Genomic DNA, 14,325 nt, shown 5'->3' on the forward strand with positions numbered 1-14,325 from the left:
CTCCGTATAAATCCCCCAAACCTGAATCTGTAACTCAGTACACCCGAACGCCATAGTAAGGGCCTTCGTGATGAGGTCCGAACCATGTATCAGTATGACGAGTATGACCGTGCGCTGGTGTTCGAGCGCGTGGCGCAGTTTCGCGATCAGGTGGAGCGTTTCATGGGCGGGGAGCTGTCTGAAGAAGAGTTCCTGCCCCTGCGCCTGCAAAATGGCCTGTACCTGCAAAAGCACGCCTACATGCTGCGAGTGGCAATCCCCTATGGCACCCTCGGCGCACGCCAGATGCGTACACTGGCGCTGATCGCCCGTGAGTACGACCGCGGCTACGGCCATTTCACCACCCGCCAGAACATCCAGTTCAACTGGATCGAACTGGCCCAGGTGCCGGACATTCTGCAGCGCCTGGCCGAGGTCGAGATGCATGCCATCCAGACCTCCGGCAACTGTGTGCGCAACATCACCACCGAGGCCTTCGCCGGCGTCGCCGCCGACGAGTTGCTAGACCCGCGGCCGCTGGCCGAAATCCTGCGCCAATGGTCGACCATCAACCCTGAGTTCCTGTTTCTGCCACGCAAGTTCAAGATCGCCATCTGCTCGGCCCGTGAAGACCGGGCGGCCATCATGATGCACGACATCGGTCTGTACCTGTACCGCGACGCCACCGGCCAGATGTGCCTGAGGGTGATGGTCGGCGGTGGCCTGGGGCGCACGCCGATCCTCGGCCTGCAGATCCGCGAGGGCCTGCCCTGGCAGCACTTGCTGTCGTATGTCGAGGCGATCCTGCGGGTGTACAACCGTCACGGTCGACGCGACAACAAGTACAAGGCGCGCATCAAGATCCTGGTCAAGGCCCTGGGCATCGAAGCCTTCGCCCGTGAGGTGGAGCAGGAGTGGCAGCACATCAAGGATGGCCCGGCGCAGTTGACCGAGGATGAGTTCCAGCGGGTGGCCGCGGCGTTCGAGCCGCCGGCCTACGCCAGCGTCGTCGACGAAGAGCTCGAGTATGAGACCCACCTGGCCCAGGACCATGGCTTTGCCCGCTGGGTGGCCTGCTGCGTCAAGCCGCACAAGGTGCCGGGCTACGCCAGCGTGGTGCTCTCGACCAAGCCGGGCGAGTCCTCGCCGCCAGGCGACTTGACGGCTGCTCAGATGGAGGCGGTGGCGGATTGGTCCGAGCAGTTCGGCTTTGGCGAAATCCGCATCGCCCACGAGCAGAACCTCATCCTGCCGGATGTGCGCAAGCAGGACTTGCACGCGCTGTGGCGACTGGCCTGCGAGCGCGACCTGGGAACGGCGAACATCGGCCTGCTGACCGACATCATCGCTTGCCCCGGCGGGGACTTCTGCGCCTTGGCCAATGCCAAGTCGATCCCCATTGCACAGTCGATCCAGCGCTGTTTCGATGACCTGGACTACCTGCACGACCTGGGCGAATTGAGTCTGAACATCTCAGGCTGCATCAATGCCTGTGGCCACCACCACATCGGCAATATCGGCATCCTGGGCGTCGACAAGAACGGCAGCGAGTGGTACCAGGTCACCCTCGGCGGCGCCCAGGGCAAGAACAGCACCTTGGGCAAAGTGATCGGCCCCTCGTTCAGTGCCGCCGAAATTCCTCGGGTGATCGAGCAGATCATCGCCACCTACTGCGCCTACCGCGAGCTGGACGAGCCCTTTGTCGATACCGTGCGCCGGGTGGGGCTGGAGCCATTCAAGGAGCGGGTCTATGCCAAGCGCCCGGAGGAGCTGATATGCGTAATGTGATTGCCTTGCGCGACGGCGAGGCGCAGCTGCTGGCCGAGGACGGTTGGCAGTTGCTGCGCGACGTGGAGCAACCGCTGCCCGAAGGCTTGCTGATTCTGCCGCTCGACGCCTGGCTGGCCCGCCAGGCGCAGCAGCCAGACGCTCAGGCAGGGGTGTGGCTGGGGCCGGACGATGAGGTCGAACCGCTGCTGGCGTGGTTCGCGCAGTTGCCGTTGATAGCCATCGACTTTCCCAGTTTTAGAGACGGGCGCGGTTACAGCCAGGCCTATCTGCTGCGCACCCGCCTGGGGTGGCGTGGCGAGCTACGGGCGGTAGGGGATGTGCTGCGCGATCAGCTCAGCCATATGCGTCAATGCGGCTTCGACAGTTTCGCGGTGCGTGAGGACAAGTGCGCCGAGGATGCCCTTAAGGGCCTGGCAGGGATGAGCGTGCTGTACGGGCGCTCGGTGATCGAGCCAAGGCCGTTGTTCCGGCGTCGCTAGTGCCGGGTTCCGGTCGTTGCGGTGCCCTCGAGTATGGACGTCTATCGGCTTAGAACACCTGGCGCAACAGCCAGTAGAGCCCGCCGGCCATCACAATCGCCGCGGGCAATGTCAGGACCCAGGCCATCATCAGGTTGACGATGGTCCGCATCTGCAGTCCCGAGCCATTGGCAACCATGGTGCCGGCTACCCCCGACGACAGCACATGGGTGGTCGAGACCGGCATGCCGTACATGTCGGCAACGCCAATGGTGCACATCGCCACCAACTCTGCCGAAGCGCCCTGGGCGTAGGTCAGGTGGGTCTTGCCGATCTTTTCGCCGACCGTGACCACGATCCGCCGCCAACCCACCATGGTGCCCAGCCCCAGGGCAATGGCCACGGCAATCTTCACCCACAGGGGAATGTAGCGCGTGGCGTCGTCGAGCTGGCGCTTGAACAGTTGCACCTTGTCCTGGGTGTCGGGGGTGAAAGTGACCAGTTGGTGCTTGCCGATCAGGCGGATGGTTTCGCTGGTCAGGTACATGTCGTTGCGCACGTTGGCCATCGCCTCGGCGGGCACGCGGTTCAGCGAGCCGTAGCCTTTTACCTCTTCGCCGATCGAACCTGCCAGGGCGGCCAGGGCCGGGACCAGTTCGGGGCTGGCGGCCGGCTGGCGAATGAAGTCGCTCAACGTCTGTCGTGGGTCGGCGGTCAGCAACTGGGGGGCGCTGCGTTCCAGGGCCTGCTGGGTGACCTCGGCAACCGCTGCGAACTGCAGGGACTGCTCGGCCGGCATGGTGCGGTTGAGGGCGTAGGCCATGGGCAGGGTGCCCACCAGGATCAACATGATCAGGCCCATGCCTTTCTGGCCGTCGTTGGAGCCGTGGGCGAAGGACACCCCGGTGCAAGTCAGGATCAGCAGGCCGCGAATCCACCAGGGCGGCGGTGTGTTACCGACGGGCGCCTGGTACAGGTCCTGGCGCTTGACCAGGTGACGTAGCGCCAGCAGCAACAGGGCAGCGCAAGCGAATCCCACCAGCGGCGAGAGCAGCAGTGAGTAGCCGACCTTGGCAGCCTGGGACCAGTCGACACCGCTGGTACCGTCGCGGCCGTGCATCAAGGCGTTGGCAACGCCGACACCGATGATCGAGCCGATCAGAGTATGCGAGGACGAGGCCGGCAGGCCCAGCCACCATGTGCCAAGGTTCCAGATGATGGCCGACAGCAACAGGGCGAACACCATGGCAAAGCCTGCCGAGGAGCCGACCTTGAGTATCAGCTCGACCGGCAGCAGGGCAATGATGCCAAAAGCCACGGCGCCGCTTGAAAGCAACACCCCGAGAAAATTGAAAAAGCCCGACCAGACCACCGCCACCGAGGCCGGCAACGAGTGGGTGTAGATCACCGTGGCCACGGCGTTGGCGGTGTCGTGGAAACCATTGACGAACTCGAAGCCCAGGGCGATCAACAGGGCTACCCCGAGCAACAAGAAGGGCGTCCAGGTGGTGATGACGGTGCCGGTGGCGTCGATATCGCGGAACAGGCTCCAGCCGGTGTAGAACAATCCGCCCAGCAGCAAGCCCAAAAACAGGATCAGGGTAGTGCGGCCGGGCTTGTGATTCAGGCGCGGCCGTGGATCGGCTGTGGCCAGCGTGGGGTGGCTGGTCAGCGTCGGGGTAGTCATGATGACTCCGGGTTACGTTACCTCAGGCGCCCAGCATAGAAACTCTGCATGACGCCAACGTGACCTCGGTCAATAAATGCCTCTACGCTGGTGGGATGAATGGGAGAAATCCGATGATCCGTTGCAAGCGCGTCTATGATCCCGTGTCCCCGGAGGACGGCCAGCGCGTGCTGGTCGACCGATTGTGGCCGCGCAACAAACGCAAGGACCAGCTGCAGGCGCTGTGGCTGCCGGAGGTTGCGCCGTCGACTGCATTGCGCCAGGCCTTCCATGGCGGTGAAGTGGACTTTAGCGGGTTCGCCGAACGCTACCGACAGGAGCTGACCGCCCGGCCGGAACACTGGTGGAAACTGCTGGGCATGGCCGGGCAGGGCGATGTGACCCTGCTCTATGCCGGCAAGGACACCGAGCACAACAATGCCCAGGTGCTGGCGGCGTGGCTGGAAGATGAACTGGAGCGCCGCGGCCCACCCAGCTCACCAGTCTGCTACCTGTAGGAGCGGGGTTGCCCCGCGAGAGGTCCTGAAGCCGTGCACAAGATCGCGGGGCGACCCCGCTCGTACATTCTCAGAATGAAGAACCTATGATCCTGACCCCCGCCACCGATGACCATTGCCCCTTCGCCCGCGACCTGACCCGGCGGGCGATGCTGCCTTATTACCATGAGTTCGACTTGCTGTGGATCGAGGAGGCCTTCAACCAGGCCTGGCACTGGCGCGAGCAATGGCTGGTCGTCGAGGATGACCGGGCGGTAGGGTTTTGCAGCCTGAGCCAAGACCGCCAGGCCCTGTACATTCGCGAACTGCACTTGATCGAGTCGGCGCGAGGGCAGGGCATCGGTACGCACGTGCTGGAGCAACTGGCCGATTGGGCGCGCGAGCGTCGCCTGCCTCTGCTGCGCCTGACGGTGTTCAAGAGCAACCCGGCCCAGGGTTTGTACCGGCGCGCAGGCTTTGTCGTCATGGGCGAGGATGAGTGCTTCGTGCGCATGCAGCGGCGTGTCGACTAGCGCAGCCGGCGGGGCCGGCGGCTTGTGTCGACGTTGTGAACCCGTGCATAGTGCCGGTCTACAAGGGCTGGCGTGGTTTGAGGCCGGCCCGTTCGGACGATGTACGGGAGACAGTGGAATCGCATGAACGGAATCGGATCGCGGCTCAGGGAAGAACGGGAGCGCCTGGGGATGACTCAGCGGGTGTTCGGGGATATCGGTGGCGTAGAGCCCAATGCCCAGGGCAAGTATGAAAGCGGAGAGCGCACGCCCAAGGCCGATTACCTGGCTGCCGTGGCGGCTCGCGGGGTCGACAGCCTGTATGTGCTGAGTGGGGTGCGCACACCCGTGCCGCAAGGCAGCCTGAGCGCTGAAGAAGACTATCTGCTGGGGTGCTTTCGCAATTTGCCTGCGGCCGACCAGGCCGCCGTGCAACAGTTGTTGGGCAGCCTCGCCCAGGCATTGCCCAGTCCCTGCGTGCCGATCGGTGCGCAAGCGCGCAGCATGGCCGGGCGGCTGTCGGGAAAATGACACAGGGTGGCGCACAAAGATGCGTTCCGTTAGCTCTACCACGCGATTTTTTGCTAAGGTGGCCGGATCCAATTTTTCGCCATCGTGCGAGGTGTCTGCTTGATTAGGGTCCTGGTGGTCGATGATCACGATCTGGTGCGTACGGGCATCACCCGTATGCTCGCCGATATCGATGACTTGCAGGTTGTAGGCGAAGCCGACTCCGGCGAGGCATCGCTCAAGGTCGCGCGTGAGCTCAAGCCCGATGTGGTCCTGATGGACGTGAAGATGCCTGGCATCGGTGGCCTCGAGGCCACCCGCAAGTTGCTGCGCAGTCACCCCGATGTGAAGGTCGTGGCCGTCACCGTGTGCGAAGAGGATCCGTTCCCCACGCGCCTGCTCCAGGCAGGCGCCGCCGGCTACCTGACCAAGGGCGCCGGCCTGGATGAAATGGTCCAGGCCATTCGCCTGGTGTTCGCCGGCCAGCGCTACATCAGCCCGCAGATCGCCCAGCAGTTGGCGCTCAAGTCGTTCCAGCCCCAGGGCTCGCCGTTCGACGCGCTGTCGGAGCGGGAAATCCAGATCGCCCTGATGATCGTCGGTTGCCAGAAAGTGCAGATCATTTCCGACAAGCTGTGCCTGTCACCGAAAACGGTCAATACTTACCGTTACCGGATCTTCGAAAAACTCTCGGTCACCAGCGACGTCGAACTGACGCTGCTGGCGGTCCGCCATGGCATGGTTGACGCCAGTCTCTGAGCTCATGACCCCTGTGTTCGATTCAAGTGCCTTCCTGGCGACCTGCAGCGGTCGCCCGGGTGTCTACCGGATGTTCGACGGTGACGCCCGGCTGCTGTATGTCGGCAAGGCCAAAAACCTCAAGAAACGCCTCGCCAGTTACTTTCGCAAGACCGGCCTGGCGCCGAAGACGGCTGCCCTGGTGGGCAGGATCGCCCAAGTCGAAACCACCATTACCGCCAACGAGACCGAGGCGCTGCTGCTCGAGCAGACGCTGATCAAGGAATGGCGCCCGCCCTACAACATCCTGCTGCGTGACGATAAGTCCTACCCTTATGTATTTCTCTCGGACGGTGCGTTTCCCCGTCTGGGGATTCATCGTGGCGCCAAGAAACAGAAGGGCAGGTACTTCGGCCCTTACCCCAGTGCCGGTGCGATCCGGGAAAGCCTGAGCCTGTTGCAAAAGACGTTTTTCGTGCGCCAGTGCGAGGACAGCTACTACAGCAACCGCACGCGGCCATGCCTGCAGTACCAGATCAAGCGCTGCAAGGCGCCCTGTGTCGGGCTGGTGGAGCCTGAGGAGTATGCAATCGACGTGCGCCACTCGGTGATGTTTCTCGAAGGGCGCAGCCACCAGCTGACCAACGAGCTCAATGCCGAGATGGAACAGGCGGCCATGGCCCTGGCGTTCGAGAAGGCGGCCGAGCTGCGCGACCAGATCGCGCTGTTGCGACGGGTGCAGGACCAGCAGAGCATGGAAGGCGGCAGCGGCGATGTGGATGTGGTGGCCGCCTTCGTCAACCCGGGCGGCGCCTGCGTACACCTGATCAGCGTGCGCGGCGGACGGGTGCTGGGCAGCAAGAACTTCTTTCCCCAGGTGGGTATCGAGGAGGAGGTGGCCGAGGTCATGGCTGCCTTCCTGTCCCAGTACTACATTGGCAACGCCGAGCGCGACCTGCCGGGCGAGCTGATCGTCAATGTGGTGCACGAGGACTTCGAGGCCATCACTGCAGCCATCGAAAGCTTGCGCGGTCGCGAACTGACCATCAGCCACCGGGTGCGCGGTACCCGGGCGCGCTGGCAGCAATTAGCGGTGACCAACGCCGAGCAGGCGCTGATGGCGCGCCTGGCCAACCGTCAGCACATGGCCTCGCGGTTCGAGGCACTGGCGAAGGTACTGGACCTGGATGAAACGCCGCAGCGCCTGGAGTGCTACGACATCAGTCACTCCAGCGGTGAGGCGACGGTTGCCTCCTGCGTGGTGTTTGGCCCGGAGGGGCCGCTGAAGTCCGACTACCGGCGCTTCAACATCGAGGGCGTGACCCCGGGTGACGACTATGCCGCCATGCACCAGGCCTTGACCCGGCGTTTTGGCCGGATCAAGGACGGCGAGGGCAAGCTGCCGGACGTGCTGTTGGTGGACGGCGGCAAGGGCCAGTTGAACATGGCCCGGGAAGTGCTGCAGGAGCTGGCCGTGCCTGACCTGATCCTGATCGGCGTGGCCAAGGGGGCAACCCGCAAGGCCGGTTTCGAGACCCTTTACCTCAATGATGTGGCCCATGAGTTCACCCTCAAGGGGGACTCCCCGGCGCTGCACTTGATCCAGCAGATCCGCGACGAAGCGCACCGGTTTGCCATTACCGGGCACCGCGCCCGGCGCGGCAAGGCCCGGCGCACCTCAAGCCTCGAAGATGTGGCCGGCGTGGGGCCAAAACGGCGTCGCGACCTGCTCAAGCACTTCGGCGGCCTGCAGGAATTGTCGCGTGCCAGCATCGAAGAAATCGCCAAAGCACCAGGAATCAGTAAAAAGCTTGCCGAGTCGATTTATGCCAACCTGCATAGCGAGTAGAATGCCCGCTCACTTTGCAGCCAGTTGTGCCGATGAATATCCCAAATCTGCTTACCGTTCTTCGCGTCCTGCTCATTCCGATCTTCATTCTGCTGTTTTATGTTCCGTATCACTGGAGCTATATGGCAGCGAGTACCGTGTTCGCCATCGCCGCGGCTACCGACTGGCTTGATGGCTACCTGGCCCGTCGCCTGCAGCAGAGCACGCCGTTTGGGGCGTTCCTCGACCCGGTCGCCGACAAGCTGATGGTCGCCGTGGCCCTGGTCATGCTGGTGCAGGCCCATGCCAACCTGTGGCTGACCTTGCCGGCAGTGGTGATCATCGGTCGCGAGATCGTGGTATCGGCCCTGCGCGAGTGGATGGCCGAGCTGGGCGCCCGGGCGCACGTGGCGGTATCGAACCTGGGTAAATGGAAAACGGCCGCGCAGATGCTTGCCTTGGTGATCCTGCTGGCCAATCCGGCCACGTTGAACTTCTGGGTGGTGGTAGGCTACACCTTGCTGATGATCGCCGCTGTCCTGACCTTGTGGTCGATGCTGCACTACCTGCGCGCCGCCTGGCCGCACCTGCGCGAAGGTTCGGAAAAGAAATAGCGCACCGTAGCCCCCAAAAAAAGCGACCTCGGGGTCGCTTTTTTCGTTTCTGGACGCAGGGCTGCCAGCGCCTGCGACTATTTCATCGCCTGCAGGGCGGCATTGACGAAATCATTGGTCCAGGTGCCCGCTGGGCTCAACGCCATTTCCCGCAGGGTGGGGTCGAAGGCTTGCAGGGCCTGTCGTGTTAGGGCCGGGCCTTGGGTGGGAAACAGCCCGGTGGTGGAGAATGCCGGCTGGATATTGCGATACGCCTGTTTGTAAAGGTCGGGATCACCGAGCAGGTAGGCCGGCGGCACCAGCGCTGCGACGTCATCGGCGCTGGCGCTGTGCAGCCAGTGCAGGGCCTTGACCATTGCGTTGGTCAAGGCTTGGATGGTTCTGGGGTTTTGCTCGATGAATGAAACACTGCTGTACAGGGTGCCGGCAGGCATCGGTCCGCCGAACAGCGCCTGTGTTCCCGCGGGGTGGCGGGTATCGGCAATCACCCGGATGGCGTGTTGTTGCTCCAGCAGGCTGATGACCGGCTCGGTGTAGGCGATTACGTCGATCTGGCCGCTGCGCAATGCCTGCACGGCATCTGCCGAGGTGCCCACCTCGACGAAGGTGACCTCGTCGGCACGCACACCCGCCTTGGCCAGGATCAGGTTGGCCACCATCTGGGTCGACGAGCCTGTGGCACTGATGCCGATCTTCTTGCCACGCAAGTCGCTGCCCGCGCAGTAGTCGGGGAGGGTTCGGGAAGAGACCGCCACGACAACCTGTAGCGTCTCGGCGGTCAGCACGAAGGCTCGCAGCGCATGCCCCTGGGCCTGCATCCTCAGGGTGTGGTCATAGGCGCCACTGACCACATCTGCATCGCCGGCAATCAATGCCTGGAGCGCCTTGCTGCCGGCGCTGAAATCGACCACCTCAAGCTCCAGTCCTTGCTCTTCGAAGTAGCCCTTGCGCAACGCGACCGTCAGCGGCAGGTTATAAAGCACCGTCTGGTCGCCGACCGCCAGGGTGAGCTTGGGGCGCTCTAGCGCCGGCACGCTTGCCGGGGCCAGGAGCACCAGGCAGAGCGCCACGTATTTGAAAAATGGGACCATGAGAGCTTCCTTGCAAAGTGAGGTAGCGAAGCTAATCAGGGTGGGCAGTGTGGGCAATGGCTGAAGTCTGAGAAGGACGTGGGAGGTTTCGTTCACTGGCGCTGCGCAAGCGCCCAGGCAACCGCTTGCGCGGTGATGGCCAATTAAATAAAAGTTTTTTGAATCAAGGGCTTGACGCCATTTAATGATCCTATAGAATAGCCACCACCAAAACGCGGGAATAGCTCAGTTGGTAGAGCACGACCTTGCCAAGGTCGGGGTCGCGAGTTCGAGTCTCGTTTCCCGCTCCAAGTTATGATCTACAGACTTCCACTGGCGTCTGTAAGTCGTTGAAAAAAGGGCCGAAAGGCCCTTTTTTCATTCCAGCAAAAGCCATGGAAATCCACCAACAGCCAGCGTTTTTGAGGCCAAAATTGAGGCCAAAGAATGCGGGGGGTGCAGGTTCCGGATTGTTGCTGGGGTTGGAGGGGAGCCGTGACGAGCATTGAGCCTAAGTCGCAACTTAGGAGCTCGATGATGGCACTCTCTGATCTGACTGTGCGGCAAGCTAAGGCCGCCGACAAAACCTACAGCATCCCCGACACCGACGGCCTCGGCCTGGTGGTCGCCCCTACCAGCGGCAAGTCGTGGCACCTGCGCTACTACTGGCTCGGCAAACAAAAGCGCATCTCCCTGGGCAACTACCCGGAGATCGGCCTGCGCGAGGCTCGTGCCCTGCGCGACGAGGCCCGGGCGCTGCTGGCCAAGGGCATCAACCCCCACACCGACCGCAAGCAGAAACGGCATGCGGTCAAACTGGCTTCCGATTACACCTTCAAGGCGGTCTTCGACGCCTGGGTCGAGCATCGCCGCAAGGAACTCAAGGAAGGTCGGCAAAGCACGCTCTCCCAGATCCTCCGTATCTTCGACAAGGACGTGCTGCCCAGCCTTGGGAGGATGTCGATCTACGACATTCGCCGGCCCCAGCTTCTGGGTGTCCTGGCAAGGATCGAGCAGCGCAAGGCCTTCACTACCGCTGAAAAGGTCCGCACCTGGCTGGGACAATTGTTCCGCTATGCTCTGGTCATTGTCGAGGGTATGGAAACCAATCCGGCTACGGACCTGGACGTGGTGGCGGAGCCCAAACCGCCGGTGAACCATAACCCTTACCTGCATCTGCCCGAGCTTCCCGAATTTCTCCAGAAGCTCAGGCTCTACAACCCTCGCGGCTGGCAAACCCAGCTCGGCATCCGGCTGCTGTTCCTGACCGGGGTGCGCACCGGCGAACTGCGGCTGGCGACCCCGGATCAGTTCGACCTCGACCGTGGTCTGTGGATCATCCCGCCGCAGATCGTCAAGCAGCTTCAGGACGAGATGCGCAAGGCCGGCAAGCGCCCGCAGGATGTGCCGCCCTACATCGTGCCGCTGTCCCTCCAGGCCATCGAGATCTTGCGCTACCTCCTGGGGGTGATGCGGCCGGCCCAGCAGTACCTGCTGACGCATCGCAGCGACCTCAAGAAGCGCATCAGCGAGAACACCCTCAACGCCGCCTTGAAACGGATGGGCTACGAGGATCAACTGACCGGCCACGGCATCCGCGGAACCATCTCTACGGCGCTCAACGAGATCGGCTACCCCAAGATTTGGGTGGACGCGCAGCTTTCGCACTCCGACCCGAACAAGGTGAGTTCGGCCTACAACCACGCCAAGTATGTGGAGCCGCGCCGCCGGATGATGCAGGACTGGGCCGACCGCCTCGACCTGCTCGAACAGGGCCAGGTGGAGGCTGCGAGCGCGCATCTCACCATCCATATCGAAGGGGTGCCGGCAATGGTAGAAGCGGAAGATGCCGCTGCCATCGTCGAGGCTTCCCCTGCAGTCCCCGTCCCGCCTGTGGTGGCTACTCCCATCATCGTGACGCCGAACACCGCCGGGGCCACGTTCCAGCGGCTGTCGCAAGTGCCTCCGCCCCCCACCCGGACGCCAGAGCCGGAAGTGTCCGCGATCCAGCGCGAGCGCGAGGAAATGCTCGCCATCTACGAATCGCCGAACAACCTTCCGGTTCCTCTGTTCGGCAAGCTGGCCGGGAAGTCCAAGGACCAGATCAACCGCGAGTTGAAGGCGGGCAAGCTGCTGTCCATCAGTCTAGGCAACCGGGGGCAGCGTGTTCCCGATTGGCAATTGGTGCCGCTCAAGCACAAGCTGGCTCTGGTGCTCATGAACCAGTGCCCGGAAGCGGACTCCTGGGAGCTTTACCGCATGCTGACCCGGCCACACCCGGATTTGGGGGATCGCGCGGCCATCGATGTGGTGACACCGACCAATCTGGTCGCAGTCGTCCGAACCATCGCGGGCGATCAGCAGCATGCAGATGCCCCCGAGACTGTCTCGCCGCGGCCTATCCCCGAACAGGTGCGGCAGAGTGTCCGCCGGTTGGTGGATAGCACCGTGGTGCTTGAAGGGGCTTGAACGCCGACGGTGCGACTTGGCGACCGGGGTGGGACTGTCCCGGTCGCCAGGCTCGGGATCAGGCTGCGCCAGCCTTGGCAATCTGCAGTGCTCTGCGCTCGAACCGCTCAGAAACAGAATTGGCTGGCCCGTGGGGACGCTGCAGGTGCGTCACGATTTCGTAGGGACCATCAGAGAGTGGTCGCATGCTGATTCCCCATCCATGAGCATGCTCGATGTGCGATTGCGCGGATAAGCCGACGCCATAGCCCGCCGCCACCCATAGAGCCAGCAGCTCGAACGAAGTCATGTACCGAATGTTCCGTTGGTCTTCCGGTAGGAAGGAGGACAACCTCTGATCCAGTAAGGGACAGGCCTCTGCTTGCCAGCGAAACACCATGTAGTCCTGCAACCCGGCAATTGTGAGCGTTGCCTGATCCAGCAAAGGGAGCCGCAACGGCAGGGCAACGGCCATGCTTTCGCTCCACAGGGGCTGACTGCTCAGGGATGGATCGGCCAAGCCCTGAAGCGACATCCCTGCGTCGTAACGGCCTTCACGAAGCCCTGCCACCAGATCGTCCGCCGTGACCTCGAAAAACGCGATGGTGACTTCCGGTTCCTCCGCGCGCTGCAGCGCAAGCAGCTTAGAGAGACGTGATGACGGCACACCAGGCGCTATCGCGAGCTTGAAATGGGACAACCGGTTTGTGGCGTCGTGCATGAGAGCCCCACGAAGCTATCGGGTCAAAAAATAACCCAATATGATAGCAATGAGTTAAGTTTAACGTGGTTAAATTCTCTTGGCTGATCGACGCTTCTGTCAATGCAGAAGCGTCCAATTTCACAAGGCCGTCCCCCAGGCACAACCACATTTGAAGCCGAGCCAGCGCTGGCCTTCGGAAAAGCGGTGCGTGCCACACGCCTGGAACAAGGAGTCGGTCAGGAAAAGCTGGCAGGCTTGGCTGGGGTCGCGCGCTCGCACATGGGCAAGATCGAGCGTGGAGAGCATATGCCTACGCTGGCTCTGATACTGAAAATTGCCGCCGCGCTCGGGATAAGTGCTGCCGAACTGATGGCTGTAACAGAGCGCAACCTTGGTTCAGGCACCGATTCTTGAGATTGGCCGTCTGCGGATGGCGCCGTCAGTCGCCCAAACGGTCGCGTAGGCGAGCGATGAATCGCTCCAGCGAAACCGACATACTGCTGTTTTCGGACCAAAGCAAGTAGGTAGTGATGACTGCGGATTCCATCGCCAAGGGACGGATCACAACATCCGGACGCTGGTAGCCAGCGATCCTGGTCGTCGTTGTGAAGCCGACGCCGTAGCCTGCACCGACAAGGGTGAGCATCATGTCCAGCGAGGACGCGTGCTCAACGACATTCGGCTTGTGCTCCAGAGGCTGCAGGAGCTGTGCCAGTTGGTGGCAGTACCCCTCGCACACCTGTGGATCGCACAAGACGAGCGGGTGGCTCCCGAGTTCATGAAGTGGAACCTCCCTGTGGGCGAGCAACTCGTGCCGGGCTGGCACAGCAAGCACCAGCGGGTCTCGCCAGATCGGTTCCGCAACAATGCCATCACCGACGTCGGCGGTGTGCGCGAACCCGATCGTGAAGTCGCCTGATCGTAAGCCGCGCAATTGCTCGGCCAAAGGCACTTCGGACAGACGTATCTCGACCTCCGGCTCCTCGGCGCGGCAACGGGCCAGAAACGCCGAGAGCCGAGGGTCGGTCGCACCATCGGAGACGGCAATGCGCAGGTTCCCTCGCAAGCCTGCTGCGACCGCTCGAACGTTCTCCTGTGCCTGCTCCAGGACAGTGAACAGCCTGCGGATGTCCTGTAAGAAGGCGGCGCCAGCAGGGGTCAGCGCTGTGCCCCGGCGATTCCGATCGAAGAGCACAACCCCTAGCTCGTCCTCAAGCTCTTTGATAGTTCGAGACAAGGGGGATTGCTCTATATGCAGGCGCTCAGCGGCCCGTGTGAAATGAAGCTCTTCGGCCAAAACGATAAAGCAACGCAGGTGTCGCAGTTCCATGAGCAATGTTCCTATTCAGACGCTGACGACCTCCTTCTATTTGCTCCACGCTATGCAGGTTGAAAACTTCTAGGCGATGTTTTTTGCATATGCTCTTTGAGCACGAGATGTAGGCGTTCAACTTTTCCAAACGAGAGGCCGGGCTGTGTTTGACTGAGCATTCAAGAGCCCTGTATATCTA

14 protein-coding genes and 1 tRNA gene are annotated in these 14,325 nt (G+C 62.4%); 11 read left to right on the forward strand and 4 right to left on the reverse strand.

Features of this window, described 5'->3' with window-relative positions:
* The first annotated feature begins 84 nt into the window (after positions 1-84).
* Both NPS58_RS05830 and NPS58_RS05835 read left to right on the forward strand, forming a co-directional pair.
* Positions 85-1,767, forward strand: a complete 1,683-nt coding sequence (locus NPS58_RS05830) for a nitrite/sulfite reductase (RefSeq protein WP_274114358.1) — start codon at positions 85-87, stop codon at positions 1,765-1,767.
* Entirely contained in the window at positions 1,755-2,249 is a 495-nt protein-coding gene (locus NPS58_RS05835; RefSeq protein WP_274114360.1) for a DUF934 domain-containing protein, read from the forward strand. Before NPS58_RS05830 ends, NPS58_RS05835 begins: the two co-directional genes overlap by 13 nt.
* 49 nt (positions 2,250-2,298) lie before the next feature.
* Here the strand turns inward: NPS58_RS05835 and NPS58_RS05840 are convergent, their stop codons facing one another.
* A complete protein-coding gene (locus NPS58_RS05840; RefSeq protein ID WP_274114362.1) occupies positions 2,299-3,915 on the reverse strand; it encodes an inorganic phosphate transporter in 1,617 nt (538 codons plus the stop codon).
* Between the two features lie 113 nt (positions 3,916-4,028).
* Between NPS58_RS05840 and NPS58_RS05845 the strand changes: the two genes are divergently transcribed.
* The 6 genes from NPS58_RS05845 to pgsA all read left to right on the forward strand — a co-directional run bounded on the left by NPS58_RS05845 (position 4,029) and on the right by pgsA (position 8,593).
* Positions 4,029-4,412, forward strand: a complete 384-nt coding sequence (locus NPS58_RS05845) for a DUF488 domain-containing protein (protein WP_274114364.1) — start codon at positions 4,029-4,031, stop codon at positions 4,410-4,412.
* 86 nt (positions 4,413-4,498) lie between these two features.
* A complete protein-coding gene (locus NPS58_RS05850) occupies positions 4,499-4,924 on the forward strand; it encodes a GNAT family N-acetyltransferase (RefSeq protein WP_274114366.1) in 426 nt (141 codons plus the stop codon).
* 123 nt (positions 4,925-5,047) lie between these two features.
* Complete coding sequence (locus NPS58_RS05855; protein WP_274114367.1) at positions 5,048-5,434, forward strand: helix-turn-helix domain-containing protein; 387 nt, start codon at positions 5,048-5,050, stop codon at positions 5,432-5,434.
* 99 nt (positions 5,435-5,533) lie between these two features.
* On the forward strand, positions 5,534-6,172 hold the full coding sequence (gene gacA, locus NPS58_RS05860) for a response regulator transcription factor GacA (RefSeq protein ID WP_028946100.1): 639 nt from the start codon (positions 5,534-5,536) through the stop codon (positions 6,170-6,172).
* Positions 6,173-6,176: 4 nt separating this feature from the next.
* Positions 6,177-8,000, forward strand: coding sequence for an excinuclease ABC subunit UvrC (gene uvrC / locus NPS58_RS05865; protein WP_274115369.1), 1,824 nt, complete (start codon positions 6,177-6,179; stop codon positions 7,998-8,000).
* Positions 8,001-8,032: 32 nt separating this feature from the next.
* Positions 8,033-8,593 carry a CDP-diacylglycerol--glycerol-3-phosphate 3-phosphatidyltransferase gene (gene pgsA, locus NPS58_RS05870; RefSeq protein WP_274114369.1) on the forward strand — a complete coding sequence of 187 codons (561 nt, stop codon included), beginning with the start codon at positions 8,033-8,035 and terminating at the stop codon, positions 8,591-8,593.
* 77 nt (positions 8,594-8,670) lie between these two features.
* Here pgsA and NPS58_RS05875 read toward each other — a convergent pair whose 3' ends face one another.
* Positions 8,671-9,684 carry an ABC transporter substrate-binding protein gene (locus NPS58_RS05875; protein ID WP_274114371.1) on the reverse strand — a complete coding sequence of 338 codons (1,014 nt, stop codon included), beginning with the start codon at positions 9,682-9,684 and terminating at the stop codon, positions 8,671-8,673.
* A gap of 214 nt (positions 9,685-9,898) precedes the next feature.
* On the opposite strand from NPS58_RS05875, the gene NPS58_RS05880 reads away from it, so the two are divergent.
* Positions 9,899-9,974: transfer RNA gene (locus tag NPS58_RS05880), tRNA-Gly, on the forward strand.
* A gap of 226 nt (positions 9,975-10,200) precedes the next feature.
* Positions 10,201-12,132, forward strand: a complete 1,932-nt coding sequence (locus NPS58_RS05885) for a tyrosine-type recombinase/integrase (RefSeq protein ID WP_015879529.1) — start codon at positions 10,201-10,203, stop codon at positions 12,130-12,132.
* 58 nt (positions 12,133-12,190) lie between these two features.
* Here NPS58_RS05885 and NPS58_RS05890 read toward each other — a convergent pair whose 3' ends face one another.
* Positions 12,191-12,832, reverse strand: a complete 642-nt coding sequence (locus NPS58_RS05890) for a LysR substrate-binding domain-containing protein (protein WP_003296542.1) — start codon at positions 12,830-12,832, stop codon at positions 12,191-12,193.
* 102 nt (positions 12,833-12,934) lie between these two features.
* On the opposite strand from NPS58_RS05890, the gene NPS58_RS05895 reads away from it, so the two are divergent.
* Entirely contained in the window at positions 12,935-13,228 is a 294-nt protein-coding gene (locus NPS58_RS05895; RefSeq protein WP_003296541.1) for a helix-turn-helix domain-containing protein, read from the forward strand.
* 25 nt (positions 13,229-13,253) lie between these two features.
* On the opposite strand, the gene NPS58_RS05900 is transcribed toward NPS58_RS05895, so the two are convergent.
* On the reverse strand, positions 13,254-14,144 hold the full coding sequence (locus NPS58_RS05900) for a LysR family transcriptional regulator (RefSeq protein WP_003296540.1): 891 nt from the start codon (positions 14,142-14,144) through the stop codon (positions 13,254-13,256).
* Positions 14,145-14,325: the final 181 nt, after the last annotated feature.

The organism is Pseudomonas putida, assembly GCF_028682455.1.
GTDB lineage: Bacteria > Pseudomonadota > Gammaproteobacteria > Pseudomonadales > Pseudomonadaceae > Aquipseudomonas > Aquipseudomonas putida_AA.